Source organism: Microbacterium sp. NPDC056057, from assembly GCF_042266945.1.
Lineage (GTDB): Bacteria > Actinomycetota > Actinomycetes > Actinomycetales > Microbacteriaceae > Microbacterium > Microbacterium trichothecenolyticum_C.
On record NZ_JBHJWS010000003.1, the window covers coordinates 296,285 to 321,617 of the forward strand.

Below are 25,333 nucleotides of genomic sequence, written 5' to 3' on the forward strand. Positions count from 1 at the left end.
CGTGACCGATCTCACGAAGCTGAGCGCCTCCGCGCTCGCAGACAAGCTCTCCGCCGGCGAGGTGTCGAGCGTGGAGGCCACGCAGGCCCACCTCGATCGCATCGCCGCCGTCGATGCTGAGGTGCACGCCTTCCTCCACGTCAGCGAGCATGCGCTGGACGTGGCCGCCGACATCGACCGCCGGCGCGCAGCCGGTGACGACCTCGGCCCGCTCGCGGGCGTTCCCCTCGCCATCAAGGACGTGCTGGTCACGACGGACATGCCGTCGACCAGCGGCTCGAAGATCCTCGAGGGCTACATGTCGCCGTACGACGCGACCGTCGTCGCGCGTTCGCGCGCCGCGGGTCTCGTCCCGCTCGGCAAGACGAACATGGACGAGTTCGCGATGGGCTCGTCGACCGAGCACTCGGCGTACGGTCCGACGCGCAACCCCTGGGATCTCTCCCGCATCCCCGGCGGTTCGGGCGGTGGCTCGGCCGCCGCGGTCGCGGCTTTCGAAGCACCGCTCGCCCTCGGCTCCGACACCGGCGGATCCATCCGCCAGCCGGCGCACGTCACCGGCACCGTGGGCATCAAGCCGACCTACGGCGGCGTCAGCCGCTACGGCGCGATCGCGCTGGCCTCGAGCCTCGACCAGGTCGGCCCCGTCACGCGCACGGTGCTCGACGCCGGACTCCTCCACGACGTGATCGGCGGGCACGACCCGCACGACTCCACGTCGCTCGCCCACGAGTGGCCGTCGTTCGCCGCGGCCGCCCGCGAAGGCGCGACCGGCCAGGTGCTCAAGGGACTCAAAGTCGGTGTGATCCGCGAGCTGCCCGATAGCGGCTTCCAGACCGGCGTGTCGGAGTCCTTCCGCGCGGCTCTCGCCGCGATGGAGGCCCACGGCGCCGAGATCGTCGAGATCAGCGCGCCGCACTTCGAGTACGGCGTCGCCGCGTACTACCTGATCCTCCCGGCCGAGGCATCCAGCAATCTGGCGAAGTTCGACTCGGTCCGCTTCGGACTGCGTGTCGACGTGCCCGGCGGCACCGTCGAGGACGTCATGGCCAAGACCCGCGACGCCGGCTTCGGCGACGAGGTGAAGCGCCGCATCATCCTCGGCACCTACGCTCTGTCGGCGGGCTACTACGACGCGTACTACGGCTCAGCCCAGAAGGTGCGCACGCTCATCCAGCAGGACTTCGCGGACGCGTTCTCGACGGTGGATGTGATCGCGACGCCGTCGGCCCCGACCACGGCGTTCAAGCTGGGCGAGAAGATCGACGACCCGCTGCAGATGTACCTCAACGACGTGACGACCATCCCGGCGAACCTCGCCGGTGTGCCCGGCATCTCGATCCCGTCGGGCCTGGCATCCGAGGACGGCCTGCCGGTCGGCATCCAGTTCCTCGCCCCGGCCCACGAGGACGCTCGCCTGTACCGCGTCGGTGCGGCGCTGGAGTCTCTGCTCGTCGACTCGTGGGGCGGCCCGCTCCTCGACAGGGCGCCGGCACTCGGCGCGAACGGAGGTGCCCGCTGATGGCGAAGGACAAGCTGATGGACTTCGACAAGGCGCTCGAGCTCTACGAGCCGGTGCTCGGGTTCGAGGTGCACGTCGAGCTCAATACCGAGACCAAGATGTTCTCGGCGGCGGCCAACCCGGCGAACGACGCGAACCACGGTGCAGCGCCGAACACCCTCGTCGCTCCCGTCGACATGGGACTGCCGGGCGCGCTCCCCGTCGTCAACGAGACCGCGGTGCGGTACTCGATCAGCCTGGGCCTTGCCCTCGGCTGCTCGATCGCGCCGTCGAGCCGGTTCGCGCGGAAGAACTACTTCTACCCCGACCTGGGCAAGAACTACCAGATCTCGCAGTACGACGAGCCCATCGCCTTCGAGGGCTCGGTCGACATCGAGCTCGCGGACGGCGAGATCGTCACGGTGCCGATCGAGCGCGCGCACATGGAAGAGGATGCCGGCAAGCTCACGCACGTCGGTGGCTCGACCGGTCGCATCCAGGGCGCCGAGTACTCGCTCGTCGACTACAACCGCGCCGGCGTCCCGCTCGTCGAGATCGTCACCAAGCCGATCTTCGGCGCCGAGCACCGCGCGCCCGAGATCGCGAAGGCGTACGTCGCGACGATCCGCGACATCGTGATCGGACTGGGCATCTCGGAGGCGCGCATGGAGCGCGGCAACCTCCGCTGCGACGCCAACGTCTCGCTGCGTCCGCGCGGCCAGGAGAAGCTCGGCACGCGCACCGAGACGAAGAACGTCAACTCGATGCGCTCGGTCGAGCGTGCCGTGCGGTACGAGATCCAGCGTCAGGCCGCCATCCTCGCCGCAGGGGGGACGATCACGCAGGAGACGCGCCACTGGCACGAGGACACCGGCACCACGTCGCCCGGTCGTCCGAAGTCCGACGCGGACGACTACCGCTACTTCCCCGAGCCCGACCTGCTGCCGGTGGCGCCGTCCATCGAGCTGATCGAGCAGCTGCGCGCCGCGCTGCCCGAGCCGCCGGCGGCCCGCCGCCGCCGTCTCAAGGCGGACTGGGGATTCGCCGACATCGACTTCCAGGGCGTCGTGAACGCCGGTCTTCTCGCCGAGGTCGAGGCGACGATCGCCGCGGGCACGTCGCCCGCCGCGGCACGCAAGTGGTGGACCGGCGAACTCCTGCGCATCGCGAACGCCGAGGGGCGCGAACCCGCTGAGCTCGCCACCCCCGCGGACGTTGCCGCGCTGCAGGCACTGGTCGACGCGGGAACGCTCACCGACAAGCTCGCGCGCCAGGTGCTCGAGGGCATGATCGCCGGCGAGGGCACACCGCAGGAGATCGTCGATGCCCGCGGCCTCGCGGTCGTCTCGGACGACGGCGCGCTCATCGCGGCGATCGACGAGGCGCTGGCCGCTCAGCCCGACGTGCTCGAGAAGATCCGCGACGGCAAGGTGCAGGCGGCGGGCGCCGTCATCGGCGCGGTCATGAAGGCGATGAAGGGCCAGGCGGACGCCGCGCGCGTGCGTGAGCTCGTGCTCGAGCGCGCCGGGTCGACGAGCGCGTAACGGCCGGGGGTGCACGCGCACGCGTGGTGCTTCGAGAGGGCGGATTCCGACCGGGATCCGCCCTCTCGCTGTCGATGTCCGACGTTGGTGGAAGGATCAAGGCATGGGGCGTGGCGACGGGACCGGCCGTGTCGTCTCACCAGAGGGTGCCGACGACAGTGGCGCCGGCATCCTGCACGTCGACATGGACGCGTTCTACGCGTCGGTCGAGCAGCTGGACGATCCGTCGCTGCGCGGCAAGGCGATCATCATCGGCGCGCCCGACGGCCGCTCGGTCGTGTCCAGCGCGTCGTACGAGGCTAGGCGCTACGGGGTGCGTTCGGCCATGCCGGTCGGTCAGGCGCTCCGACTGTGTCCGCACGCGGTCGTCGTCCCTCCGCATTTCGACCGGTACCTCGAGACGTCGGCGCAGGTCATGCGCATCTTCCGCGCCGTCACCCCGCTGGTCGAGCCGCTGTCGATCGACGAGGCGTTCCTCGACGTGCGGGGCGCGCGCCGGCTGTGGGGGAGTCCCGGAGAGATCGCACGGATGCTGCGCCGCCGCGTCCTCGACGAGACCGGCCTCACATGCAGCGTGGGCGTCGCGGCGACCAAGCACGTCGCGAAGATGGCCTCGACGATGAGCAAACCCGACGGGCTGCTCATCGTCGCGGAAGCAGACACGGCCGCGTTCCTCGCGCCGCGGTCGGTGCGCGCGCTGTGGGGCGTCGGCCCGAAGACGTCCGAAGCGCTCGAGGCACGCGGCATCCGTACCATCGCCGACGTGCTCGACACGCCCCGCGAGCTCCTGGATCGCGCTCTCGGAGTCGCGATGGGGGATCGGATCTGGCATTTGGCGCGGGGGATCGACGCGCGCGAGGTCGACACGAGCCGCGTCGAGAAGAGCGTGGGGCACGAAGAGACCTTCCACGAAGACATCGGCGACACCGCCATCCTGCGCTCCGAATTGCGGCGCCTCGCCGATCGTGTGGGTGCCCGACTGCGCAGCAGCGGGTGGGAGGCGTCGACCGTCGCGATCAAGGTGCGCTACGCGGACTTCACGACGATCTCCCGCTCCCAGACGCTCACCGAGCCCACGGCCGTGGGGCAGCGCATCGGCGATGCCGCCCACGAACTGTTCGCGTCGGTGGATCGAGCGCTGCCTGTGCGGCTCATCGGCGTGCGCGCGGAGAAGCTGCGCCCGGCGGGCGCGGCGATGCCGACGCTGTGGGACGACGATGAGGGATGGCGCCGCATCGAGGACGCGCTCGACGGTGCCACCGCGAAATTCGGACGCGGCGCGGTCACCCGCGCCACACTGCTCGGTACGCGGGGCGGAGGCACCCTGCCGTCCAGCCCGCCCCCGCCCCGGCTCGACCAAGGGTGACGCGCTCGTACGAGGCTGGACGGGGTCGTCGGAGTTCCCCTGCGCGCTGTGCGTGCGGCGCGGCGGCGGGTACGTTGGAAACATGCCCAACATCGCACTCGAACTCGGCAAGCAGTCCGCGTCCTTCGGCGTGAAGAGCGCATACGGCGATCAGCAGGACGTCGACGGCGTCCGGATCATCCCGGTGGCGCTGACGTGGTCCGGCTTCGGCGGCGGATCCGACGAGGCGGGGAACGGCGGCGGCGGCGGAGGCGGCTGGGCCATCCCGGTCGGCGCATATATCCGTCGGGGCGATGACCTCCGGTTCGAGCCGAACATCATCGCGCTCCTGACGGTCGCGGTTCCGTTCGTCTTCTTCGCCGGTCGCGCGCTCAGCCGTGTCATCCGTACCCTCAAGAAGTAACCCGGACGCGGTCGGCAATTCGCTCGGGATCGCGGTCGATCGGATCATCGCGGCAGTCGCAGAGGTCGCCGCATCCAATCCCGTGGTCCTCATCGACGGACGAAGCGGTGCGGGCAAGACGTCGCTCGCACGCACACTCGTGGCGAGATGGCCGCTGCGCGGCCGGGTTCAACTGGTGGCGCTCGATTCCATCTACCCGGGCTGGGACGGACTGGACGACGGCGTCGCGCTCGCGCGGGAGCTGATCCTGACCCCGCACGCCAAGGGACTCGTGGGGGTGTGGCAGCGGTGGGATTGGACCGTCGGCGAACCTGCCGAGGCGCATGCCGTCGATCCGTCGCTGCCGCTCATCGTCGAAGGCTCCGGTGCGCTCACCCCGGCGACCGCCCGGCTCGCGGACGTGCGGGTGTGGCTCGAGTCGCCGGCGGCGTCGCGCAAGGAGCGCGCCCTGGCCCGCGACGGCTCGACGTACCGTCCGCATTGGGATCGATGGGCACGCCAGGAACAGCAGCACGTGACCCGCGACGATCCGATGAGCCTCGCGTCCCTCGTGTTCCCCGTGCCGTGAGCGCGGTTCAGTCCTCGTTGTCGAGAGCCGCGACGAGACCGTCGAGCCGGTACCCGATCCAGTCGTAGACGCCGAACCGCGGATCGTCGTGTTCGTGGTCGTCCTCGTCGACGACGCCCAGCCGGGTGGCGAGCACCAGGCGGACGGCGGCGAGGGTGCGCAACCAGGCCTGAGCCGTTTCGGGGGCGATCCTGATCTCCACCTGCTCCAGCAGTGCCGGGTCGTCGGGGTCCTCCGGGATCTCGGACGCGTCCTGGAGGGATGCGAGCACGAGAGCTGCGTCGGAGGCACGCCGATCGAGCAGGTCGGACTGCGTGAGCGCCCGGAACTCCCGCGCCGCGTCCTCGTCGTCCGAGTAGGCCGACGGCACCAGCCGGGCGATGGCGGGGTCGCCGTCGTCGGGCGCGGATTCGCGCAGCAGTTCGGCGAACTGGCCGACCAGGCCCGCGAGATGGGCGGCCTCGAGGCGGGCGACCTCGAGCACGACGACCCGGTCGCTCATCGGGGCTCCTGTCTCACGGTGGCCCACAGGCCGTAGTCGTGCATCGCCTGCGCGTGCATCTCCATCTGCTCGCGGGGGCCGCGCGAGACGACCGCGTGCCCCTCGTTGTGAACCGCGAGCATGAGGCGCTCCGCGTCCGGGCGGGCGAGGCCGAAGTACTCGCGGAACACGTGCGTCACGTAGCTCATGAGGTTGACCGGATCGTCCCAGACGACGGTCTGCCAAGGGCGCGCGGGATCGACGAGCTCGGAGAGATCGATGTCTTCGTCGACCGACGGTGTGGCGAGCGCGGCCATCATGCCCACCCCAGCTCGTGCAGGCGGTCGTCATCGATTCCGTAGAAGTGCGCGATCTCGTGCACGAGCGTCGTGTGGACCTCATCGCGCAACTCGTCTTCGTCGTCGCAGACCGCCAGATGGGGTTCGCGGTACACGATGATGCGGTCCGGCAGCTCGCCGATGCCGTAGCGCTCGCGCTCGGTCAGCGCCCAGCCGTCGTACAACCCCAGCAGGTCGAGGCTGCCGTCCTCGGGCCGGTCTTCGACCACGAATACGACGTTGTCGAGGCCCTCGACCATGTCGTCGGGGAGCGCATCCAGCTCGTCGATCACGAGCGTCTCGAAGGTGGCGGCATCCATCTCCATCATGATGCCCCGCTTCTACGCGAATGGGGCGCGTGAGACGCGCCCCATTCGATCTGACTTGGGGTGAGTAACGGGGCTCGAACCCGCGACATCGGCCACCACAAGGCCGCGCTCTACCAACTGAGCTATACCCACCATGTGCCCCGCTCGCGCGGGGCAACCAGACGATTCTCTCACACCTCGGGGGCAAAAGACGACACGACGGCAGCAGCCGCTGCGCGCGCGCCGTCGCTCGTCGGACCGGGCTCCGGAACGAACACCGCCTGGCGGTAGTAGGCGAGCTCGCGGATCGACTCGAGGATGTCTGCGAGGGCGCGGTGGCCGCCGTCCTTCGCGGGTGCGTGGATGTACGCGCGCGGGTACCAGCGACGAGAGAGCTCCTTGATGCTCGACACATCCACGTTGCGGTAGTGCAGCCAGCGGTCGACCCGCGGCATGTACTTCGCCAGGAACATGCGGTCCGTGCCGATGGTGTTGCCAGCGAGGGGAGCCTTGCCCTCGAGCGGGACGAACCGCTGGATGTACTCGAGGACCTGGAACTCGGCGTCCGCCAGGCTCACGCCGTGCGGGATCTCGTCGAGCAGCCCCGAGGAGCGGTGCATGTTGGTGACGAACTCATTCATGTTCGCCAGCGCCGAGTCGTCCGGTTTGATCACCACCGAGAAGCCCGGGTCGAGCGTTCGCAACTCGAAGTCGGTGACGACCACGGCGATCTCCACCAACTCGTCGACGCCCAGGTCGAGGCCCGTCATCTCGCAGTCGATCCATACCAGACGGTCGTTCTCGGATGCACCCACCATGTGCTCCATCCTTATCGCAAGTCCAGACATCCCACGGGCCTGGACTCAGGTGCCGACTCCCACGCCGGACCCGTTCGCCCCTCCGGGAGGATTCGAACCCCCGACCTTGCGGGTAGAAACCGCTCGCTCTGTCCCCTGAGCTACGGAGGGAAAGGTCCTTCCACACTACCGGGTCGCACCACGCCGTCGCGGACGCTGGCGGATGACGGACTCTCGGCGTAGCGTCGACACCGGAGGCATCGAAAGGAGTTCACCGATGAGCACCACGGAGACGCACCACCCTCTCTGGGTCGCCTACGGAGCATCCGGCGTCGCCGGAAGCATCCGCAAGGACGACGACGGCTACACGGTCACCATGGCCGGCGCGAGCGAAGCGACGGGTACGTACCCGACGATGGAGATCGCGAAGAGCGCACTTCACTCGCACATGACGCCGGGCAGCGACTGGCCCATGTTCCGCGAGCACTGACCCGCACGGCGCGCCCGGTCGCGGGTGCGCCGTGCGGGTGACGCGCGTCACGCCGAGTGCTCGGCGGCGACGCGCGTCCGCGTCCTGCGGGTGTCGAGCAGGGGGAGTGCGACGTGCACCAGCGGGCCGATGAGGACCGCGAAGAGCACCGTGCCGATGCCGACCGTGCCGCCGAGGAGCCATCCCACGATCAGCACCGACACCTCGACGAGTGCACGGCACAGCCAGATCGGCCAACCGAGGCGCGCGTGCATGCCTGTCATCAGGCCATCGCGGGGCCCGGGCCCGAAATGTGCCCCGATGTAGAGGCCCGACGCGATCGCGACCAGGACGATCCCGCCGAGCAGCGTCGCGAGCTGGGCGACGAACCCCGAGACCGGCGGGACGGCACCGAGCACGATCTGCATGCTGGTGCCGACCAGGAGGATGTTGGCGATCGTGCCGACGCCCGGCTTCTGCCGGAGCGGAATCCACAACAGGAGCACGAAGAAGCCCACGATATTGGTGATCCAGCCGATGCCGATCCCCGTGCGGACGGAGAGCCCCTGGGCGAAGACGGTCCAGGGATCGACGCCGAGGCCGGCTTCGACGGTCAGGGCGCAGCCCGCTCCGTAGAGGAAGAGACCGACGAGCAGCTGGACGATTCGGCGTGGCATGGGTCCATCCAATCGCAGAATTGGATCGCGGCCTGCAGTCCAATGCGACTACTCTGGCCTCATGGACTCCCGCATCTCTGCGCGCGCCCTGTCGGCAGCCCTCGGTGGCTGGCGCACGCGCGAACCTGCGTACGAAGCACTGGCGGACGGGATCCGCCTGCTCTGTCTGGACAACCGCCTCGCCCCCCGCACGGCCCTGCCGGCCGAGCGCGAGCTGGCGTCCGCCCTTCACCTGAGCCGCAGCACGGTGGCAGCGGCCTATCGGAGCCTTCGGGAGACGGCTCACATCGCGAGTCTGCGCGGGTCGGGCAGCGTCACGCTGCCGCTCGGGCGCCGAGAGCCCGGGCGCGCCGACGTCGGCGAGGGGATGATCGATCTCCAGCAGGCCAGCCCGCCCGCCTGGCCGGGTTTGGCCGGGATCATGGCGGAGACGGCAGGCGGTGCGTCCGCGCTGGTGTCGCGCGTGGGCTACGACGTCCTCGGGCGCATCGAGCTGCGTGAAGCGATCGCCGACCGATACACCGCTCGCGGGGTGCCGACGCGCCCGGATGAGGTGCTCGTGACGACGGGCGCCCAGAGCGCGATCCATCTGGTGGCGACCGTGCTCATCGGCCGCGGGGACCGCGTGCTTGTCGAGACGCCGACCTATCCGCACGCGGCGGACGCTCTCCGCCGGGCCGGCGCCCGGCTGGTGGGCGTGCCCGTCACGACCGAAGAAGGCTGGGATCTCGATCGGGCGGAGCAGGCCTTTTCGCGGACGCTTCCCGTGATGGCGTACCTGATGCCCGACTTCCAGAACCCCACGGGTCGGAGCATGAGCGTCGGCGAGCGTGAAGCGATGCTCGCCGCGGGGGAGCGGTCGGGAACGGTGCTTGTCCTCGATGAGACGACCGCCGATCTGGACATCGACCGCGGACCGCTCGCCGCGGGCTTCGCGGCGTCCGAGCCCGGGACGGTGGTGCGCATCGGCTCTCTGGGCAAGACGGTGTGGGGCGGGCTGCGGCTCGGGTGGGTGCGCGCGGACGGCGACCTGATCCGCAGGCTCGTCGCGGCGCGGCCAGCGCACGACCTCGGCACGCCCGAGTTCGAGCAGGCGATCGCCACCCGACTGCTCTCGCAGTTCGACGACATCGTCCGGCAGCGCTCGGAGCTGCTGCGATCGGGTCGCGACGCGCTGGTGCGAGCGCTGGGGGAGCGTCTGCCTTCGTGGGACGTCCCAGACGTGCATGGCGGCGTCTCGCTCTGGATCGAGCTGGGTGCCCCGCTCAGCTCCGCGCTGGTCCTCGAGGCGCGGGCGCGCGGCGTGCTGCTGAGCGCCGGGCCGCGTTTCTCCGTGGAGGGCGGGCACGAGCGGCACCTCCGCGTGCCTTTCACTGCGCCGCCAGAGGAGATGGTGCGCGCTGCAGACGTGCTCTCAGACGCCTGGTCGTCGGTCCGTGCCGGCGTGCCCTCGACGCTCGTGGAGCAGGTCGGCGCGGTCATCTGAACAACGACCGGCCCCCATGCCCGCCGTGCGGGTTCAGCGGGCGAACACCAGGCACTCGACAGCGTCGTCGGCGTTCCAGAAATCGCCCAGATCGCGGAAGACGTGAGCGGCGGGGTTGTAGCGCCGCGCGCGGAAGCGGATGCTGCCCGCCTGTGCGACTTCCTGGAGATGGCCGATCACGCGGCCGCCCGGTTCCACGACCCGCCACAGGGAGGGCGCCGCGGCGACGAGACGCATGCGGTTCCGCGACTCGAGCAGCGGAGCGCCCGAGGTGCGGGTTTCGACGAGAGCTGACATGGTGCCTCCTTCGTCTTCGAACATATATACGCCCTCCGACATTCAGGGTGACGATGTCCTCCGGCGTTTCCTCCCCAGGCAAGCGCACGACGCCGCTGTCCACAGATCGCCCGCACCCCTCACTCCGAGCGCTTCGGCGCGGCGAGGCTGGATCCACTGCCGGCGTCCTCGGGCACGGGGCGCCGGCAGGACCGAGGAGGGTCCTCGGAAGACAGAGAGGATGAGCGATGAGCGACAGAGGCGACACCATCACGATCACCGGAAACGTGGCGACACCTCCGGAGTTGAAACGGACGCCGGCCGGGGTGCCGATCACCACCTTCCGGGTCGCGAGCGGTCAGCGCCGCTACGACCGCGGGGCGGAGGCGTGGACCGACGCCGGGACGAACTGGTACACCGTGTCGGTGTTCCGTTCGCTGGCCGACCATGCCTACCAGTCCTTGCAGAAGGGAGATCGGGTGATCCTCACGGGCCGCCTCCGGCTGCGGGAATGGGACAACGGCACGCGCCGCGGCACGGCGATCGAGATCGACGCCGAGGCGATCGGGCACGACCTGCTCTGGGGGACCACGACGTTCGTGAAGGATTCCCGCAGCGCGACGATCGACGCCGCCCCGGCGCGGCCGACCCCCGTCGGCGACGACGCGTGGGCGACCCCCGGGATCGATGGCGGGACCGCGGGCGAGGTCGAAGAGGCCGCGAGGCCGATGCTCGTCGTCGTCGGGGCGGGCGGGGACTCGTCGACGGACGGCATGGAGGCGCCCTTCTGAGGTGTTCAGCTTGCGCGGGGCCGGCGGCCCTAAACTCTCCCCGTGGCCCGAGACCTCCCGCCCCGCGCTCGCTTCGATGTCCGTTCACGCCGCGCCGCGCGGGTGATCCTCACCGTCGCGCTCGTCGGGGTACTCGTGGCGTGCAGCCCCAGTGACCCGGAGGCGACACCCACCCCCACCACGACGATCACCGACGGCGTCCCGACCCCGAGCGCAACGCCGACGACGCCGGCCGAGCCCACGCTCGTGCCGGACGGAACCGCGGAGGACAACCTCCCGCTGTTCTCGTCGGTCACGGCGGCGGTGTGGGCGACGGACGCCCGGGTGACGGGGCGGGCGTACATCGACGCGCTCACTGCGGCGGGGTTCGACAAGGCAGCGATGCAGGTGACCCAGGACCAGTCGACGGTGGGCAATCCCGCCGAGAGCATCCAGTTCTCGGTGCGCTGGAACGATCAGTGCCTCATCGGCCAGGTGGGCCCGGCGACGGGGGACCCGGTCACCGTCGTGGTGCCGGTGCTCGCCGAGGGGAACTGCCTCATCGGGCAGACGCGGCCCATCGACTGGTGACGTCCGAGCGCCGCCCACCCCATCTCGGACGTGGGTCGGCTCACGCCGCTCGTCGCATCGCCCGGTAGGCTGGGACGCTGACGTCTGAAGTCCAAAGAGAGCAGAAACCGCATGGCTGAGTACATCTACTCGATGGTCCGCGCCCGTAAGGCCGTCGGCGACAAGCTGATCCTCGACGACGTCACGATGGCGTTCCTCCCCGGCGCGAAGATCGGCATGGTCGGCCCCAACGGCGCCGGAAAGTCGACGATCCTGAAGATCATGGCCGGGCTCGACACGCCGTCCAACGGCGAGGCGAAGCTGAGCCCCGGCTTCACGGTCGGCATCCTGATGCAGGAGCCCGAGCTCGACGAGACCAAGACGGTCCTCGAGAACATCCAGGACGGCATCGCGATCAAGGCGAAGGTCGACCGGTTCAACGAGATCTCGGGGCTCATGGCAGACCCCGACGCCGACTTCGACGCCCTCCTCGCCGAGATGGGCGTGCTCCAGGAAGAGATCGACGCCGCCGACGCCTGGGACCTCGACTCCCAGCTCGAGCAGGCGATGGACGCGCTGCGCACCCCGCCGGGCGACGCCGAGATCGGCCCGCTCTCGGGCGGTGAGAAGCGTCGTGTCGCTCTCACCAAGCTCCTGCTGCAGAAGCCCGACCTGCTTCTGCTGGACGAGCCCACGAACCACCTCGACGCCGAGAGCGTGCTCTGGCTCGAGCAGCACCTGCAGAAGTACCCCGGCGCTGTGATCGCCATCACCCACGACCGGTACTTCCTCGACAACGTGGCGGAGTGGATCGCCGAGGTCGACCGCGGGCGCCTCATCGGCTACGAGGGCAACTACTCGACCTACCTGGAGAAGAAGGCGGAGCGCCTCGCCATCCAGGGCAAGAAGGACGCCAAGCTCGCCAAGCGTCTCGCCGAGGAGCTCGACTGGGTCCGCTCGAACCAGAAGGGCCGCCAGGCGAAGTCCAAGGCGCGCCTCGCCCGCTACGAGGAGATGGCCGCCGAGGCGGATCGTACGCGCAAGCTCGACTTCGAGGAGATCACGATCCCGCCCGGGCCGCGCCTGGGCAGCGTCGTGATCGACGCCAAGAAGCTGCAGAAGGGCTTCGATGGCCGCTCGCTTATCGACGGCCTGAGCTTCACGCTCCCGCCGAACGGCATCGTCGGCGTGATCGGTCCGAACGGTGTCGGAAAGACGACGCTCTTCAAGACCATCGTCGGCCTGGAGCCGCTCGACGGCGGTGCCCTCAAGATCGGCGAGACGGTCAAGATCAGCTACGTCGACCAGTCGCGTGCGAGCATCGACCCGAACAAGACGCTGTGGGAGGTCGTCTCGGACGGTCTCGACATCATCACCGTCGGCAAGACCGAGATCCCCTCGCGCGCCTACGTGTCGAAGTTCGGCTTCAAAGGCCCGGACCAGCAGAAGAAGGCGGGGGTGCTCTCCGGCGGTGAGCGCAACCGCCTCAACCTCGCGCTGACCCTCAAGGAGGGTGGCAACCTGCTGCTCCTCGACGAGCCGACCAACGACCTGGACGTCGAGACCCTGCAGTCGCTCGAGAACGCACTGCTCGAGTTCCCCGGCTGTGCCGTCGTCATCACGCACGACCGGTGGTTCCTCGACCGCATCGCGACGCACATCCTCGCCTACGAAGGTACGGACGAGAACCCCGACCAGTGGTATTGGTTCGAGGGGAACTTCGAGGCGTACGAGGCGAACAAGATCGAGCGCCTGGGCGCGGAGGCGGCACGTCCGCACCGCACCGCGTACCGCAAGCTCACGCGTGACTGAGATGGGCGACGCGGCGGTCGCGGCCACGGCCGGCGACCGCCGCCTGCACATCCCCATCCACCTGCGATGGGGCGACCTCGACGCGTTCAACCACGTCAACAACACGTCGATGCTGAAGCTGCTCGAAGAGGCCCGAGTGCGAGCGTTCTGGCTGCCCGAGCCGGGCGAGGACGCGCCGCCGACGGCGGTGCTGGACTCGAGCATCTTCAGCGGGATGCTGACGCTCATCGCCCGGCAGGAGATCGAGTATCTGGCGCCCGTGCCGTATCAGCGGCACCCGCTCGACGTGCAGATGTGGTTCGGCAAGCTGGGCGGGTCGAGCATCGAGGTCTGCTACGAGGTCTACAGCCCGGTCGAATCCGCTGCCGGCGGTCGAACGCTGTACGCACGCGCCACCACGGTCATCGTGAAAGTGGATGCTGAGACCGGGCGCCCGCTCCGGCTCACGGGCGAAGAGCGCTCGGCGTGGGGACCCTACGTCGGCGAGCCTATCCACTACACGCACCGCCGCTGACCCGGCCGACCGGCGGCGACTCAGCCCGCGTGACCACCGCTCTCGGGAACCCGGATCATGATCTCCTGCGCCACGCTGGCCAGTAAGGTGCCGTCGGCGGCGTAGATCCGTCCTGACGCGAGGCCCCGGCCACCGCGGGCGCTCGGGGACTCCTGGACGTACAGCATCCATTCGTCCACGCGGCCGAACCGATGCCACCACATGGCGTGGTCGAGGCTCGCGACCTTCAGCCCCGGCGTCGCCCACGAGACGCCGTGCGCGCGCAGGATCGACTCCTGGATGGTGAGGTCGCTCAGGTACGCGAGCGCGGCGCGGTGGATCGCGGGGTCGTCCGGGATCGGGCGGCGCACGCGCATCCAGACAGCCTGGCGCGGCGCCTTCTCGGCGTCCGCCCTGACGTAGATGGGCGCCGGGACGTGCCGCAGATCCACCGGTCGATCGGTGAAGAGCCGCTTGGACATCGGATGCAAACCGCCGAGGTGCGACTCGATGTCGGGCAGGTCGTCGGGCGCGGGCACACCTTCCGGCATCGGCTCCTGATGCTCGAGCCCCGGGTCCTCGTCCTGGAAGGACGCGATCATCGAGAAGATCGGGACCCCCTCCTGGAACGCCTGCGTGCGCCGGGTCGAGAACGAGCGTCCGTCGTGGATGCGGTCCACCGAGAACGTGATGCCCTTCGCGGAGTCGCCGGGGCGGAGGAAGTACCCGTGCATCGAGTGCACGATCCGCTCCTCGGGGATCGTGCGCGACGCGGCGACGATGGACTGCGCGAGCACCTGGCCGCCGTACACGCGCCCGAGCGGCATCGACTGCGATGCGCCGGTGAAGATGTCCTCCGTGGTGCGCGCATCGGATGCGCTCAGATCGATGACCGACAGCATCGAGGCGACCGGATCCTTCTCCGGCGCGGTCTCGGCGTTCGGCTCGGCATCCACGGGTGCTCCTCTCCGGGGCGGCGGCCGCCCGTAGGTCCGCTTGGTAGCTTAGAGGCGATGTCACCGCGCCTGTTGCTCGCCGATCCCGAGTCCGCCGCCGACGCCCTCACCTTCGCGGGTCGGGCAGCGCGCTTCACCGTCGAGGGCGTGCGACTGCAGGCCTCAGGCGGCATCCTGGCGATGACCGCGGCGCCGCTCGCGCCGCGCGGCTTCGGGGATCCGACCCCGACGGTTCTTGCACTCCGATCGCTGAACGCGGACCCCGAGCTCGTGTGCGACCTCGTGGTCGAGGCATCCGCCCTGTCTGCGAACGCCGACGATCCGCGCGCCCTCACGCTTCCGGAGACAGCCCTGTCGCCCGCCTGGGCGGGCATCACCCCGCCGCGCAGCGGCTGGGACGCGCGGCCCGGCATCGAGGCCTCGACGCTCGCCGCCAAGGCCCAAGGAGGGATCGCCCGCGTCGCCGACACGGTGCCGACGGATGCCGGCGAGGACGTGGTGCGCACCGTCCGCGCCGCCGTGTGGGGCGCACCAGACGACGAGCTGGGAGGTCTGCCGCTCGGCGTCGCGTTCGCAGCGCTGAGCCTCGGCTTCATCAGCGGCGGCGAGACCGCGCGGGTGTTCGCGAGCGGACCATGGACGCGAGTGAGCCTCACGCGCGGTCACGTGCTGGTGCGCGGACCGGTGGCGGCCGGACTCACGCCGGTGCGTCGCACGGGCTCATCCGCCAGCTGACACCGACCTTCCGGTCAGACTGCCGCCGCTGCCGCGCGCCCGGCGACCCGCCCCGAGAAGAGGCATCCGCCGACGAAGGTGCCCTCGAGGGCGCGATAGCCGTGGATGCCGCCGCCGCCGAATCCGCTCGCCTCGCCCGCGGCGTACAGGCCGGGAATGGGCTCGCCGCCGGCGCCGAGCGCTCGGCCCGACAGGTCGGTCTCGATGCCGCCCAGGGACTTCCGGGTGAGCACGTGCAGCTTCACGGCGATGAGCGGTCCGGACTTGCGGTCGAGGATGCGGTGCGGGTTCGCGGTGCGGATGAGGCGGTCGCCACGGAACGCGCGTGCCGAGCGAAGCATCGCGATCTGCGCGTCCTTGGTGAAGTCGTTGTCGATCTCACGGTCGCGAGCCTCGACCTCGAACCGGACGCGGTCGGCGTCGAGCGCGTCGCCGCCGGGGAGCGCCTGCATGCCCGCGATGAGGTCGTCGAGGTTGTCGCGCACGACGAAGTCGGCGCCATGATCCATGAACGCCTGCACGGGACCCGCGGCGCCCTTTCCGAGTCGGGACTTCGCGAGGAGCTTGACGTCCTTGCCGGTGAGGTCGGGGTTCTGCTCGCTGCCGGACAGCGTGAACTCCTTCTCGATGATCTTCTGCGACAGCACGAACCACGAGTGGTCGTGCCCTGTGGCGCGGAGGTGCGCGAGCGTGCCCAGCGTGTCGAAACCGGGGAAGAGCGGGACCGGCAGGCGATTGCCCGTCGCGTCGAGCCACACCGACGAAGGTCCGGGAAGGATGCGGATGCCGTGATCCGGCCAGATCGGATCCCAGTTCTGGATGCCTTCGACGTAGTGCCACATGCGGTCGCCGTTGATCAGGCGCGCGCCCGCAGCCTCCGACACGGGCTGCATCGAGCCGTCGACGTACGCCGGGACCCCGGTGACCATCTTCGCGGGGGGAGTGCCGAGACGCTCGGGCCACCACTGGCGGACGAGGTCGTGGTTGCCCCCGATGCCTCCGGACGACACGATCGTCGCGTCCGCCGTGACCTCGAAGGTGTCGACGACTTCGCGCGAGCTCGCGACGCCGCGCGCGGCGCCGGACGGAGCCAGCACATCACCGGCCGCGCCCGTGACGACGCCGCCATCGACGGTGAGAGACGTGACGCGGTGGCGGGGGAGGATCGTCACGCGTCCGTCGGCCTCACCGGCTTCCACAGCCGCCTGGAACGGCGCCACGATCCCGGGCCCGGTGCCCCACGTGATGTGGAAGCGCGGCACCGAGTTGCCCGGACCGGTCGCGGTGTACCCGCCCCGCTCCGCCCAGCCGACGATCGGGAAGAAGCCGACGCCCTTCTCGCGCAGCCACGCGCGCTTCTCCTCGTGCGCGAACTGCAGGTAGGCCTCGGCCCAGCGCCGGGGCCAGAGATCCTCGTCGCGGTCGAACCCGGCATTGCCGAACCAGTCCTGCCGCGCGAGCTCGAGCGAGTCGTGGATGCCGAGGCGCCGCTGCTCGGGCGAATCGATGAAGAAGAGGCCGCCGAACGACCACCACGCCTGCCCGCCGAGATTCGACCGAGGCTCCTGGTCGACGATCGTCACGCGCTTGCCCGCCGCGACCGCCTCCGCGGTGGCGACGAGACCGGCGAGTCCCCATCCGATGACGAGGATGTCGGTGTGGTGGGAGGGCATGTCGACTCCTTCGTCGGCGAGGGGAGGCTGAGGCGAAGCTCAGCGAGCGGGGTCGGCGTCGGCCGGCGGTGCCGCCGTGACGGGAATGGATGCTGCAGCCCGGGGTCCTGCGGCGGGTCCGATGCCCGAGGGCTCGAAGGTATTCACCATGGCATACGCGGCGCGGTGGAGGTAATCCCAGAGGGTGGCTTCGTGGAGCGGCGGGAGCTGGAGCTCGTCCACGGCGACCCGCATGTGCGCGAGCCAGCGGTCGCGCGCGTCGGGGTCCACGTGGAACGCCGCGTGACGCATACGCAGCCTGGGGTGGCCGCGCTCCTGGCTGTACGTCGTCGGACCGCCCCAGTACTGCTCGAGGAACAGCGTGAGCCGCTCCTGCGCCGGGCCGAGGTCCTCCTCGGGGTACATGGGGCGCAGGACCTCGTCCTCGGCGACGCCCCGGTAGAACACGTCGACGAGCCGCACGAACGTGTCGTGGCCGCCGACCTCGTCGTAGAAGCTCAGCGGGGTGGCCGGGTCCGTCATGGGGTTCCTCCGGTGGTCGGGCCGGGCTCGTCGCCCGTGGGCGGTGTCGACGGCTTCTTGGGGGTTCGCTTCGGCTTCCACACGGGGCGCTCCGGCGTGGAAGCGACCGGCGTGGGCTTGGTCTTGGGCGGGTTGGCGCCGCGGACACGCTGCGCGCCCTCGAGGCCGCTCGGCATGACCGCGGTGAGGGCGGGCAGCGTGATGCCCATCTCGTCGATCGTGTGCTTCAGTCGCATGCGCAGCTCGCGCGCGACGTCGTCCTTCGCGTTCGCGCGGGTCTTCATGACGAGGCGGATGACGAGCGCGTCGCCCGAGATCGACTCGAGGCCCCACACCTCGGGCTGCTCGAGGATCCGCGTGCGCCACTTCGGGTCCTTCGCGAGTTCCTTGGCGGTGTCGAGCATCGCCTTCTCGACCTCGCCGATGTCGGAGTCCGTGGCCACCGAGAGATCGAGGATGACTCGCGACCATCCCTGCGAGAGGTTGCCGATGCGCAGGATCTCGCCGTTGCGCACGTACCAGAGGGTGCCGTTGACGTCGCGGACGTGCGTGACACGGACGCTCACGTACTCGACGATGCCCGTCGCCAGTCCCAGGTCGACGACGTCGCCGATCCCCACCTGATCCTCGGCGACGATGAAGATGCCGTTGAGCACGTCCTTGACGATGTTCTGCGCGCCGAAGCCGAGACCGGCTCCGATCGCCGCCGTGAGCAGTGTGAGGGATCCGAGAGCGGTCGGTGCCAGGACGTTGATGATCAGCAGCAGCGCGATGATCACGACCGTCACATTGACGATGTTGCCGAGGATCGAACCGAGCGTGCGCGTGCGCTGGACGAGCCGCACGGACGCGAGCGGCGACCGCTCGAGTGCCTGGGTGTCGTCGACGTTCGCCTTGTTCTTGGCGCCGTTGACGATGCGGCCGACGACCCGGTGGATCACGAAGCGGAGGATCCACACGACCAGGACCGCGCCGACGATGATGCCGGCGACCGCCAGCAGGTTCCAGCCGGCCTGGACGAAGAACGCGCCGATCGCCTGCCAGAACTCGATGTCTGCGATGGTCGGCTCGTCAGGAGTCGTGGTGTCGAGGGGGACGCTGATCATCGTCACGATCCTAACGAGGTGAGGATGCGCTCAGCCTGGGCGGCGCTCAGGTTGTGGACCGCTCGCCGTCGGGCAGCGCCGACTCGTCGACCAGCCGGTGACGGTGGGCGAGGATCACGGCGTGCACCCGGTCGCGCGCCCCGATCTTGGCCAGCACGCGGCCGACGTGCGTCTTCACCGTCGATTCGCTGAGGAACAGGTGACCCGCGATCTCGGTGTTGTTCATCCCGCGCGCGATCGCGACGAACACCTCCCGCTCGCGGTGGGTGAGCTCGGCCGTCGGGTCGCTCGCCGGGCTCGCGCGCTCCGTTACGGGCGGCGCCGCGTGGAGCCGGTCGATGAGCCGCCGTGTGACCGACGGCGCCAGCACGGCGTCGCCCCGATGCACGGCGCGGATCGCCGCGGTGAGCTCGGAGCGGTGCGCATCCTTGAGGAGGAATCCGCTCGCTCCCGCGTCCAGCGCCCCGACGGCGTACTCATCGAGGTCGAACGTGGTGAGCACGAGAACGCGCGTCGACGGGTGTGCGACGACGATCGACCGGGTGGCCGCGATCCCGTCGGTGCGCGGCATCCGTATGTCCATCAGCACCACATCCGGTGCGTGCGCCGCCACCGCACGTATGGCCTCCTCGCCGTCGGCCGCCTCACCGACCACTTCGACGTCCGGTTCGGCCTCGAGCACCAGGCGGAAGCCGAGTCGGATGAGCTCCTGGTCGTCGACCAGGAGGACGCGGATGGGTGTCGTCATGGTGCGTTCTCCTCGAGGTCGGTCTTCGCGCCTGCCTGCGCCGGCAGGGGCAGCGAAGCGCGCACCGCCCAGCGCCTGCCGTCGACCGCTCCGGCCTGCAGCGTGCCGCCCACGTGCGCCGCGCGCTCGCGGAGCCCTGGGAGGCCGAACCCCGCGCCCCCTGGCGAATCCGCCGATTCGGTGCGGGGGCGTACGCCGTCGTTCACGATGTCGAGGTCGACGGCGTCCGCCCGCACGGCGATCCGCGCGTCGATCGTGGTCGCGAGGGGGGCGTGCCGCATCGCGTTGGTGAGGGATTCCTGCACGATGCGCGCCACGGCGAACCGCACCTCCGCGGGGACATCGTCGAGGCGACCCTCCACGTGCAGCACGACGGGGAACCCGGCGCGCTGCGCCGACTCGACCGCGTCCGCGACCGACGCCGCGTCGACCGGCGCGAGGGGCGCGTCCGGGGACAGTTCGGGATCGCGCAGCACGCCGAGCATCGCACGCATCTCGGTCAGGGCGCCGCGCGCCGTGTCGGCGATCTGCTCCGTGACCGCCCGCGCGCGGGCCGGGTCCGGAGTCGCGGTCGCCCCTTCGGCGAGAGCGACGATGACGGTCAGATTGTGCGAGACGATGTCGTGCATCTCGCGGGCGATCCGCGTGCGCTCGGCGGCGGCGCCCAGGCGCGCCTGCTGATCGCGTTCGACGAGCAGTTGGCGCGATCGGTCGATGAGAGCCTCGAGATACCGCCGCCGGTTGCCGACGTTGATCCCGATCAACGCGCCGATGAGCATGGCGATCGCGCCCGACACCAGCGAGGTGACGAGATAGCCCCACGTCGCGGGAGCCGCCAGGCCGGCGATGACCGTGTACACCGCCATCAGGCCGGTCGCCGTGGCGAAGGCGATCCAGCACGACCGCACCGACCGATAGACCGCGACCGCGTAGATCGCGAAAGCCGGAAGGACATGGGATGCCGGGACCAGGCTCGGTGGCAGGATCACCAGGGGCATCGCCGCCGCGGCGAAGACGAGGAGCGGCCGCGAGCGGCGGAACACCAGGGTGACGCAGGCGCCGACGACCACGACGATCGCGTACACCGTCTGCGGCACCGTCGGCGGGACCGGGTATTCGGAGCGGAACGCGGCAGTCGGTGCCGACAGGAGGAACGCGAGGACCGCGACGATCACATCGGCGGCTCGCGGATGCCGCGCCCAGAAGCGCCGGAAGACGCCTGGGGGCCGCGGCAGCAGCAGGCCGTCGTCGGTGCCGGAGGCGGCACCGACGACGGCCTGGCTGGCGGTTCGCGGCATTCGGTCGACTCTACGCGTCGCGACCGCGCAGCACCGCCCAGCCGCCCACGAGCGGCACGAGGCCCCACGCGGCCAGGGTGACGAGCGGGACCGCGAGGTCCTCCGCGCCGGGAGCGGTCACCGCGGACGCGGCATTCATCGGGAGGTACTCGGCGAGGTCGGCGATCCAGCTCCAGCTCTCACCGAACATCGAGAACAGGCTGAACACGATGGGCAGCACGAACAGCACGCCGACGGTCACCGCGATGGCTCCGGCGCCGTTGCGCAGGATGAACCCGAAGCCGAGGCCGATGAAGGTGAAGACCACCATCGAGAGCACGCCGAGCGCGAGCGGCACGATCGACTGCGCGGGTTCCGACCAGTCGATCCCCTCGGCGAGGAACGGGGCGGTCGCCGCGATCGCGAGGGCGTAGGTCACCACGGTCGTCAGCGCGATGAGCACGCCGATGACGACCGCCTTCGCCACGACGACGGCGCCGCGACGCGGCTCGGCGGTGAGTGTCGAGCGGATCATGCCGGTCGAATACTCGCCGGTGACGACGATCGCGCCGAGGATGCCGGCGACGAGCATGGTGAACTGCGTCGGCGAGAGGATCGCGCTGACCGCGGGGAATCCGCCGCCGAACTGGGCGGACGCCGACGCGATCATCATCGAGATGCCGATCGAGAGCACAGCGGTGATCCCGAGCGACCACCACGTCGAGCGGAGCGTCGTGATCTTGATCCACTCGCTGCGCAGCAGATTCGCGAACGTCAGGCGGTACGGAGATGCGGCGCGCGCTCCGGCATCGGCACGCGTGGCGGGGGCGAGGGCGGTCATGCGATCTCCTTGGAGGTGTACTCGACGGCGTCGCCGGTGAGGGCGAGATACGCGTCTTCCAGTGATCCGGTGCGGGAGGTGAGTTCGTGGACGGGAATGCCGAGCGACGCGGCGAGGTCGCCGATCGACGCGGCGGTGACGCCCGAGATCTCGGCGAGCCCTGGGGACGACGCCGTCACGGTGACGTCGGGGCCCGCGAGGGCGGCGACGAGCTCCGACAGGCGCGGCGACCGCACGATGACGTTGTTGGTGGTCCACGCCTGCACGAGCTCGGACAGTTCGGCATCGGCGAGCACCTGCCCGCGGCCGAGCACGATGACGTGGTCGGCGGTCTGCGCCATCTCGCTCATGAGGTGGCTGGACAGGAGCACGGTGCGCCCCTCGGCGGCGAGGTGCCGCACGAACTGGCGCACCCACCGAACGCCCTCGGGATCGAGGCCGTTCACAGGCTCGTCGAGGATGAGCGTGCGCGGATCGCCGAGCAGCGCCGCCGCGATGCCGAGCCGCTGGCCCATGCCGAGCGAGAACTTGCCCGCCCGCTTGCCGGCGACCGACTGGATGCCGGTGAGCTCGATCACCTCGTCGACGCGCGAACGGCCGATGCCGTGGGTCGCGGCCATCGCGCGCAGGTGGTTGCGGGCCGAGCGACCCGTGTGCACGGCCTTCGCGTCGAGCAGGACGCCGACTTCGGTCAGCGGTGAGCGCAGGTGCGCGTAATTCTGGCCGGCGACGGTCACCGTGCCGGATGTGGGCCGGTCGAGGCCCACGATCATCCGCATGGTGGTCGACTTGCCGGCGCCGTTCGGACCGAGGAACCCGGTGACCTTTCCCGGCTGCACGGTGAACGACACGTTGGACACCGCGGTCTTGTCTCCGAAGCGCTTCGTGAGCTGTTCTGCAACGATCATGCCCACAACGCTATGAGTCAGCTGTGCCCGCGCGCGTCAGCCTCCGGGATGAACACTCGGCGACGGAGTGGTACCAGGGTGCCGAAGACGACGGATGCCTCGACCCACGCAGGGTCGAGGCATCCGTCGTCGTTGCCTACTGAGCGTCGCGGTCCTGCACCGACAGCGCGCGCTCGACGCCGGCGAGGTTCTCGGCGACGAGGCGGCGGAGGGCGGGAGCGGCGTCGCCGTTCGCCTCGAGCCACGCGCGCGTGGCGCCCTGGAGGGCGACGTCGGCGAGCGGCGCGGGGTAGAGACCCACGATGAGGTACTGCGCGATCTGGTACGTGCGGGAGTTCCAGATGGGCAGCAGCGAGTCGAAGTAGCGCGCGACGAAGTCGCCGAGCAGTGCGCGTCCGGCCGGGTGCGTGAAGCCGAGGGCCGCGGACCGGACGATCGTGTTCGGCTGGTCGTCGCTGTCGACGAGCGACGACCACGCGGCGGCCTTCGCCTCCGCCGACGGGAGCGCCGCCTTGGCCTGCGCGGCGAACTCGCCGCCCTTGGCGGTGTTGTCGGCCTCGAGGGCCTCGTCGATGTCGGCCGCCGTGACGACCCCGCCGGCGGCGAGCGATACGAGCAGCTGCCAGGAGAGGTCGGTGTCGATGTCGAGACCGTCGAACGTCGCCTCGCCGTCGCGCACCTGACGGACCTTGTCCCACTGGCCAGGGGTGGCCGCGGCGGACGCGAACGCGGTCACGAACTGCAGCTGGCTGTCGCCGCCGGCCTCGGCCGAGCCGGCCAGCGTCCACAGTGCGTCGGCGACCTTGGCACGCGTGATGTCGCGCTTCTCGGGCGCGACGTACGAGTTCGCGGCGAGCTGCAGCTGCGCAAGGGTGGTGCGGACGGTGGTCGACTCGGTCTCGGCGCCGATGTTGCGCAGCACCAGGTCGACGTAGTCGGAAGCGGATGCCTCGGCATCGCGCGTCTGGTCCCACGCGGCACCCCACACCAGCGAGCGGGCGAGCGGGTCGCTGATCTTGCCGAGGTGGTCGATCGCGGTCTGAAGCGACTGGTCGTCGAGGCGGATCTTCGCGTAGGCGAGGTCCTCGTCGTTCAGGAGCACCAGCGCCGGACGCTTGTGCCCCTTGAGCTCGGGGACCTCGGTGAGGTCGCCGTCCACGTCGAGCTCGACGTGGTGCACGCGCACCAGAGCCTCGCCGCGGAGCTCGTAGAAGCCGACGCCGAGGCGGTGCGGGCGGATCGTCGGGTAGTCCGCCGGGGCGGTCTGCACGATCGCGAATCGCGTGATGGTGCCGTCGACGTCCGTCACGATCTCGGGCGAGAGCGTGTTGACGCCCGCCGTCTCGAGCCACTTCTTCGACCACGTCGACAGTTCACGTCCGCTGGTGGCCTCGAGCTCGGCGAGCAGGTCGCCCACCTCGGTGTTCGACCACTCGTGCTTCTTGAAGTAGGCGGCGACACCCGCGAAGAACGCCTCGATGCCCACCCATGCGGCCAGCTGCTTGAGCACCGAGCCGCCCTTGGCGTACGTGATGCCGTCGAAGTTGACCTGCACGTCTTCGAGGTCGTTGATCTGCGCGACGACCGGGTGCGTCGAGGGGAGCTGGTCCTGGCGGTACGCCCAGGTCTTCTCCATCGCGTTGAACGTGGTCCACGCCTCGGTCCACTCGGTCGCCTCGGCGGTGGCGATCGTCGACGCCCACTCGGCGAACGACTCGTTCAGCCACAGGTCGTTCCACCACTTCATGGTCACGAGGTCGCCGAACCACATGTGCGCGAGCTCGTGCAGGATCGTGACGACGCGGCGCTCCTTGACGGCGTCGGTCACCTTCGAGCGGAAGACGTACGTCTCGGTGAAGGTGACCGCGCCCGCGTTCTCCATGGCGCCCGCGTTGAACTCGGGCACGAACAGCTGGTCGTACTTCGCGAACGGGTAGGCGTAATCGAACTTCTCCTCGAAGTACGAGAAGCCCTGGCGCGTCTTGTCGAAGATGTAGTCGGCGTCCAGGAACTGCCAGAGACTCTTGCGGCCGTAGACGCCGAGCGGGATGACGCGGCCCGACGAGCTGGTCAGCTCGGAGAAGGTCGCCTCGTACGGGCCCGCGATGAGCGCGGTGATGTACGACGAGATGCGCGGCGTCGGCTCGAAGCGCCAGGTCGCGGTGCCGTCACCGTGCTTCTTCGGCTCGGGAGTGGGGGAGTTGGAGACGACCTTCCACGGCTCGGGGGCCGTGACCGTGAACGCGAACGTCGCCTTCAGGTCGGGCTGCTCGAACACCGCGAACACGCGGCGGGAGTCGGGCACCTCGAACTGCGAGTAGAGGTAGACCTCGCCGTCGACCGGGTCGACGAAGCGGTGCAGGCCCTCGCCGGTGTTGGTGTACAGGCAGTCGGCGTCGATGACGAGCTCGTTGTCGGCGGCCAGGTCGTCGAGCGCGATGCGCGAGTCGGCGAACGCCGTCGCGGGGTCGATCGAGCGGCCGTTGAGGGTGATCTCGCGCACCTCGCGCGCGATCAGGTCGATGAACGTCGCGGCACCGGGCGTCGCGGTGAAGCGGACGACGGAGCGGGATCCGAAGACCTCGGCGCCCTTCGTCAGATCGAGCGCGACCTCGTACGACTGCGTGTCGACGATCGCGCGGCGCTCCTGCGCCTCGATGCGGGTGAGGTTCTCTCCAGGCACTGCTGTGGCTCCCATGGGTGAGGAT

At 70.0% G+C, this 25,333-nt stretch carries 27 protein-coding genes and 2 tRNA genes; 12 read left to right on the forward strand and 17 right to left on the reverse strand.

Translation table 11 applies throughout. From position 1 onward, the window contains the following. The first annotated feature begins 1 nt into the window (after nucleotide 1). The 5 genes from gatA to ACFC1K_RS13465 all read left to right on the forward strand — a co-directional run bounded on the left by gatA (nucleotide 2) and on the right by ACFC1K_RS13465 (nucleotide 5,382). Nucleotides 2-1,522, forward strand: a complete 1,521-nt coding sequence (gatA, locus tag ACFC1K_RS13445) for an Asp-tRNA(Asn)/Glu-tRNA(Gln) amidotransferase subunit GatA (RefSeq protein WP_375872011.1) — start codon at nucleotides 2-4, stop codon at nucleotides 1,520-1,522. Continuing rightward, a complete protein-coding gene (gene gatB / locus ACFC1K_RS13450; protein WP_310291158.1) occupies nucleotides 1,522-3,045 on the forward strand; it encodes an Asp-tRNA(Asn)/Glu-tRNA(Gln) amidotransferase subunit GatB in 1,524 nt (507 codons plus the stop codon). The genes gatA and gatB overlap by 1 nt, the downstream gene beginning before the upstream one ends. Before the next feature lie 103 nt (nucleotides 3,046-3,148). Next, complete coding sequence (locus ACFC1K_RS13455) at nucleotides 3,149-4,411, forward strand: DNA polymerase IV (RefSeq protein WP_375872012.1); 1,263 nt, start codon at nucleotides 3,149-3,151, stop codon at nucleotides 4,409-4,411. A gap of 82 nt (nucleotides 4,412-4,493) precedes the next feature. Further along, nucleotides 4,494-4,814 carry a hypothetical protein gene (locus tag ACFC1K_RS13460; protein ID WP_310291154.1) on the forward strand — a complete coding sequence of 107 codons (321 nt, stop codon included), beginning with the start codon at nucleotides 4,494-4,496 and terminating at the stop codon, nucleotides 4,812-4,814. Further along, complete coding sequence (locus ACFC1K_RS13465) at nucleotides 4,789-5,382, forward strand: hypothetical protein (RefSeq protein WP_375872013.1); 594 nt, start codon at nucleotides 4,789-4,791, stop codon at nucleotides 5,380-5,382. The genes ACFC1K_RS13460 and ACFC1K_RS13465 overlap by 26 nt, the downstream gene beginning before the upstream one ends. 7 nt (nucleotides 5,383-5,389) lie before the next feature. Here ACFC1K_RS13465 and ACFC1K_RS13470 read toward each other — a convergent pair whose 3' ends face one another. The 6 genes from ACFC1K_RS13470 to ACFC1K_RS13495 all read right to left on the reverse strand — a co-directional run bounded on the left by ACFC1K_RS13470 (nucleotide 5,390) and on the right by ACFC1K_RS13495 (nucleotide 7,477). Continuing rightward, nucleotides 5,390-5,884: a DUF2017 family protein gene (locus tag ACFC1K_RS13470; RefSeq protein WP_375872014.1), complete on the reverse strand. Its 495-nt coding sequence runs from the start codon at nucleotides 5,882-5,884 to the stop codon at nucleotides 5,390-5,392. Beyond that, entirely contained in the window at nucleotides 5,881-6,180 is a 300-nt protein-coding gene (clpS, locus tag ACFC1K_RS13475) for an ATP-dependent Clp protease adapter ClpS (RefSeq protein ID WP_375872015.1), read from the reverse strand. The genes ACFC1K_RS13470 and clpS overlap by 4 nt, the downstream gene beginning before the upstream one ends. Further along, nucleotides 6,180-6,527, reverse strand: a complete 348-nt coding sequence (locus ACFC1K_RS13480) for a metallopeptidase family protein (RefSeq protein WP_082496959.1) — start codon at nucleotides 6,525-6,527, stop codon at nucleotides 6,180-6,182. The genes clpS and ACFC1K_RS13480 overlap by 1 nt, the downstream gene beginning before the upstream one ends. Nucleotides 6,528-6,586: 59 nt before the next feature. Further along, nucleotides 6,587-6,662 (reverse strand) — tRNA-His (locus tag ACFC1K_RS13485). A 38-nt stretch (nucleotides 6,663-6,700) separates the two neighbouring features. After that, nucleotides 6,701-7,327 (reverse strand): oligoribonuclease, encoded by a 627-nt coding sequence (gene orn / locus ACFC1K_RS13490; protein WP_310291146.1) that lies wholly within the window; start codon nucleotides 7,325-7,327, stop codon nucleotides 6,701-6,703. A gap of 77 nt (nucleotides 7,328-7,404) precedes the next feature. Next, nucleotides 7,405-7,477 (reverse strand) — tRNA-Arg (locus ACFC1K_RS13495). A gap of 106 nt (nucleotides 7,478-7,583) precedes the next feature. Between ACFC1K_RS13495 and ACFC1K_RS13500 the strand changes: the two genes are divergently transcribed. Further along, nucleotides 7,584-7,796 (forward strand): methyltransferase, encoded by a 213-nt coding sequence (locus ACFC1K_RS13500; RefSeq protein WP_220287448.1) that lies wholly within the window; start codon nucleotides 7,584-7,586, stop codon nucleotides 7,794-7,796. Between the two features lie 47 nt (nucleotides 7,797-7,843). On the opposite strand, the gene ACFC1K_RS13505 is transcribed toward ACFC1K_RS13500, so the two are convergent. Beyond that, a complete protein-coding gene (locus ACFC1K_RS13505; RefSeq protein WP_375872016.1) occupies nucleotides 7,844-8,452 on the reverse strand; it encodes a YitT family protein in 609 nt (202 codons plus the stop codon). A 61-nt stretch (nucleotides 8,453-8,513) separates the two neighbouring features. Here ACFC1K_RS13505 and ACFC1K_RS13510 point away from each other — a divergent pair, with 61 nt between their 5' ends. Then, nucleotides 8,514-9,938, forward strand: coding sequence for a PLP-dependent aminotransferase family protein (locus tag ACFC1K_RS13510; RefSeq protein ID WP_375872017.1), 1,425 nt, complete (start codon nucleotides 8,514-8,516; stop codon nucleotides 9,936-9,938). A gap of 33 nt (nucleotides 9,939-9,971) precedes the next feature. Here the strand turns inward: ACFC1K_RS13510 and ACFC1K_RS13515 are convergent, their stop codons facing one another. Continuing rightward, the gene (locus tag ACFC1K_RS13515; protein ID WP_375872018.1) at nucleotides 9,972-10,235 is read right to left on the reverse strand and encodes a hypothetical protein; all 264 of its coding nucleotides are present in this window, start codon (nucleotides 10,233-10,235) and stop codon (nucleotides 9,972-9,974) included. A gap of 227 nt (nucleotides 10,236-10,462) precedes the next feature. Here ACFC1K_RS13515 and ACFC1K_RS13520 point away from each other — a divergent pair, with 227 nt between their 5' ends. The 4 genes from ACFC1K_RS13520 (at nucleotide 10,463) to ACFC1K_RS13535 (ending at nucleotide 13,880) form a co-directional block, all read left to right on the forward strand. Then, nucleotides 10,463-11,005, forward strand: a complete 543-nt coding sequence (locus ACFC1K_RS13520; protein ID WP_375872019.1) for a single-stranded DNA-binding protein — start codon at nucleotides 10,463-10,465, stop codon at nucleotides 11,003-11,005. Between the two features lie 42 nt (nucleotides 11,006-11,047). Next, nucleotides 11,048-11,575 (forward strand): DUF6993 domain-containing protein, encoded by a 528-nt coding sequence (locus tag ACFC1K_RS13525; RefSeq protein ID WP_375872020.1) that lies wholly within the window; start codon nucleotides 11,048-11,050, stop codon nucleotides 11,573-11,575. Between the two features lie 111 nt (nucleotides 11,576-11,686). Then, nucleotides 11,687-13,366 carry an energy-dependent translational throttle protein EttA gene (ettA, locus tag ACFC1K_RS13530; RefSeq protein ID WP_310291133.1) on the forward strand — a complete coding sequence of 560 codons (1,680 nt, stop codon included), beginning with the start codon at nucleotides 11,687-11,689 and terminating at the stop codon, nucleotides 13,364-13,366. Nucleotide 13,367: 1 nt separating this feature from the next. Continuing rightward, on the forward strand, nucleotides 13,368-13,880 hold the full coding sequence (locus tag ACFC1K_RS13535; RefSeq protein WP_375872407.1) for an acyl-CoA thioesterase: 513 nt from the start codon (nucleotides 13,368-13,370) through the stop codon (nucleotides 13,878-13,880). 20 nt (nucleotides 13,881-13,900) lie between these two features. Here the strand turns inward: ACFC1K_RS13535 and ACFC1K_RS13540 are convergent, their stop codons facing one another. Beyond that, complete coding sequence (locus tag ACFC1K_RS13540) at nucleotides 13,901-14,761, reverse strand: acyl-CoA thioesterase II (protein WP_310291804.1); 861 nt, start codon at nucleotides 14,759-14,761, stop codon at nucleotides 13,901-13,903. A gap of 111 nt (nucleotides 14,762-14,872) precedes the next feature. Between ACFC1K_RS13540 and ACFC1K_RS13545 the strand changes: the two genes are divergently transcribed. After that, nucleotides 14,873-15,550 carry a hypothetical protein gene (locus tag ACFC1K_RS13545; RefSeq protein ID WP_375872021.1) on the forward strand — a complete coding sequence of 226 codons (678 nt, stop codon included), beginning with the start codon at nucleotides 14,873-14,875 and terminating at the stop codon, nucleotides 15,548-15,550. Between the two features lie 14 nt (nucleotides 15,551-15,564). Here ACFC1K_RS13545 and ACFC1K_RS13550 read toward each other — a convergent pair whose 3' ends face one another. From ACFC1K_RS13550 to pepN, 8 genes are all read right to left on the reverse strand, one after another. After that, nucleotides 15,565-17,223: an FAD-binding dehydrogenase gene (locus ACFC1K_RS13550; protein WP_375872022.1), complete on the reverse strand. Its 1,659-nt coding sequence runs from the start codon at nucleotides 17,221-17,223 to the stop codon at nucleotides 15,565-15,567. A gap of 39 nt (nucleotides 17,224-17,262) precedes the next feature. Further along, nucleotides 17,263-17,745, reverse strand: coding sequence for a globin (locus tag ACFC1K_RS13555; protein WP_375872023.1), 483 nt, complete (start codon nucleotides 17,743-17,745; stop codon nucleotides 17,263-17,265). Beyond that, the gene (locus tag ACFC1K_RS13560) at nucleotides 17,742-18,851 is read right to left on the reverse strand and encodes a mechanosensitive ion channel domain-containing protein (RefSeq protein WP_375872024.1); all 1,110 of its coding nucleotides are present in this window, start codon (nucleotides 18,849-18,851) and stop codon (nucleotides 17,742-17,744) included. The genes ACFC1K_RS13555 and ACFC1K_RS13560 overlap by 4 nt, the downstream gene beginning before the upstream one ends. 46 nt (nucleotides 18,852-18,897) lie before the next feature. After that, nucleotides 18,898-19,599: a response regulator gene (locus ACFC1K_RS13565; protein ID WP_375872025.1), complete on the reverse strand. Its 702-nt coding sequence runs from the start codon at nucleotides 19,597-19,599 to the stop codon at nucleotides 18,898-18,900. Further along, nucleotides 19,596-20,897 carry a sensor histidine kinase gene (locus tag ACFC1K_RS13570; protein WP_375872026.1) on the reverse strand — a complete coding sequence of 434 codons (1,302 nt, stop codon included), beginning with the start codon at nucleotides 20,895-20,897 and terminating at the stop codon, nucleotides 19,596-19,598. The genes ACFC1K_RS13565 and ACFC1K_RS13570 overlap by 4 nt, the downstream gene beginning before the upstream one ends. Before the next feature lie 10 nt (nucleotides 20,898-20,907). Further along, nucleotides 20,908-21,717, reverse strand: coding sequence for an ABC transporter permease subunit (locus tag ACFC1K_RS13575; protein WP_375872027.1), 810 nt, complete (start codon nucleotides 21,715-21,717; stop codon nucleotides 20,908-20,910). Next, nucleotides 21,714-22,625 carry an ABC transporter ATP-binding protein gene (locus tag ACFC1K_RS13580; RefSeq protein ID WP_375872028.1) on the reverse strand — a complete coding sequence of 304 codons (912 nt, stop codon included), beginning with the start codon at nucleotides 22,623-22,625 and terminating at the stop codon, nucleotides 21,714-21,716. The genes ACFC1K_RS13575 and ACFC1K_RS13580 overlap by 4 nt, the downstream gene beginning before the upstream one ends. A gap of 136 nt (nucleotides 22,626-22,761) precedes the next feature. Beyond that, nucleotides 22,762-25,308: an aminopeptidase N gene (pepN, locus tag ACFC1K_RS13585; protein WP_375872029.1), complete on the reverse strand. Its 2,547-nt coding sequence runs from the start codon at nucleotides 25,306-25,308 to the stop codon at nucleotides 22,762-22,764. Nucleotides 25,309-25,333 lie beyond the last annotated feature (25 nt).

What these genes read in the sequence shown, in the direction of transcription:
- gatB (WP_310291158.1), top strand. Translation starts at nt 1,522, where the DNA reads ATGGCGAAGGACAAGCTGATGGACTTCGACAAGGCGCTCGAGCTCTAC.
- ACFC1K_RS13455 (WP_375872012.1), top strand. Translation starts at nt 3,149, where the DNA reads ATGGGGCGTGGCGACGGGACCGGCCGTGTCGTCTCACCAGAGGGTGCC.
- ACFC1K_RS13460 (WP_310291154.1), top strand. Translation starts at nt 4,494, where the DNA reads ATGCCCAACATCGCACTCGAACTCGGCAAGCAGTCCGCGTCCTTCGGC.
- ACFC1K_RS13470 (WP_375872014.1), bottom strand. Translation starts at nt 5,884, where the DNA reads ATGAGCGACCGGGTCGTCGTGCTCGAGGTCGCCCGCCTCGAGGCCGCC.
- clpS (WP_375872015.1), bottom strand. Translation starts at nt 6,180, where the DNA reads ATGGCCGCGCTCGCCACACCGTCGGTCGACGAAGACATCGATCTCTCC.
- ACFC1K_RS13480 (WP_082496959.1), bottom strand. Translation starts at nt 6,527, where the DNA reads ATGGAGATGGATGCCGCCACCTTCGAGACGCTCGTGATCGACGAGCTG.
- orn (WP_310291146.1), bottom strand. Translation starts at nt 7,327, where the DNA reads ATGGTGGGTGCATCCGAGAACGACCGTCTGGTATGGATCGACTGCGAG.
- ACFC1K_RS13500 (WP_220287448.1), top strand. Translation starts at nt 7,584, where the DNA reads ATGAGCACCACGGAGACGCACCACCCTCTCTGGGTCGCCTACGGAGCA.
- ACFC1K_RS13505 (WP_375872016.1), bottom strand. Translation starts at nt 8,452, where the DNA reads ATGCCACGCCGAATCGTCCAGCTGCTCGTCGGTCTCTTCCTCTACGGA.
- ACFC1K_RS13510 (WP_375872017.1), top strand. Translation starts at nt 8,514, where the DNA reads ATGGACTCCCGCATCTCTGCGCGCGCCCTGTCGGCAGCCCTCGGTGGC.
- ACFC1K_RS13515 (WP_375872018.1), bottom strand. Translation starts at nt 10,235, where the DNA reads ATGTCAGCTCTCGTCGAAACCCGCACCTCGGGCGCTCCGCTGCTCGAG.
- ACFC1K_RS13520 (WP_375872019.1), top strand. Translation starts at nt 10,463, where the DNA reads ATGAGCGACAGAGGCGACACCATCACGATCACCGGAAACGTGGCGACA.
- ettA (WP_310291133.1), top strand. Translation starts at nt 11,687, where the DNA reads ATGGCTGAGTACATCTACTCGATGGTCCGCGCCCGTAAGGCCGTCGGC.
- ACFC1K_RS13535 (WP_375872407.1), top strand. Translation starts at nt 13,368, where the DNA reads ATGGGCGACGCGGCGGTCGCGGCCACGGCCGGCGACCGCCGCCTGCAC.
- ACFC1K_RS13540 (WP_310291804.1), bottom strand. Translation starts at nt 14,761, where the DNA reads ATGCTGTCGGTCATCGATCTGAGCGCATCCGATGCGCGCACCACGGAG.
- ACFC1K_RS13545 (WP_375872021.1), top strand. Translation starts at nt 14,873, where the DNA reads ATGTCACCGCGCCTGTTGCTCGCCGATCCCGAGTCCGCCGCCGACGCC.
- ACFC1K_RS13550 (WP_375872022.1), bottom strand. Translation starts at nt 17,223, where the DNA reads ATGCCCTCCCACCACACCGACATCCTCGTCATCGGATGGGGACTCGCC.
- ACFC1K_RS13555 (WP_375872023.1), bottom strand. Translation starts at nt 17,745, where the DNA reads ATGACGGACCCGGCCACCCCGCTGAGCTTCTACGACGAGGTCGGCGGC.
- ACFC1K_RS13560 (WP_375872024.1), bottom strand. Translation starts at nt 18,851, where the DNA reads ATGATCAGCGTCCCCCTCGACACCACGACTCCTGACGAGCCGACCATC.
- ACFC1K_RS13565 (WP_375872025.1), bottom strand. Translation starts at nt 19,599, where the DNA reads ATGACGACACCCATCCGCGTCCTCCTGGTCGACGACCAGGAGCTCATC.
- ACFC1K_RS13570 (WP_375872026.1), bottom strand. Translation starts at nt 20,897, where the DNA reads ATGCCGCGAACCGCCAGCCAGGCCGTCGTCGGTGCCGCCTCCGGCACC.
- ACFC1K_RS13575 (WP_375872027.1), bottom strand. Translation starts at nt 21,717, where the DNA reads ATGACCGCCCTCGCCCCCGCCACGCGTGCCGATGCCGGAGCGCGCGCC.
- ACFC1K_RS13580 (WP_375872028.1), bottom strand. Translation starts at nt 22,625, where the DNA reads ATGATCGTTGCAGAACAGCTCACGAAGCGCTTCGGAGACAAGACCGCG.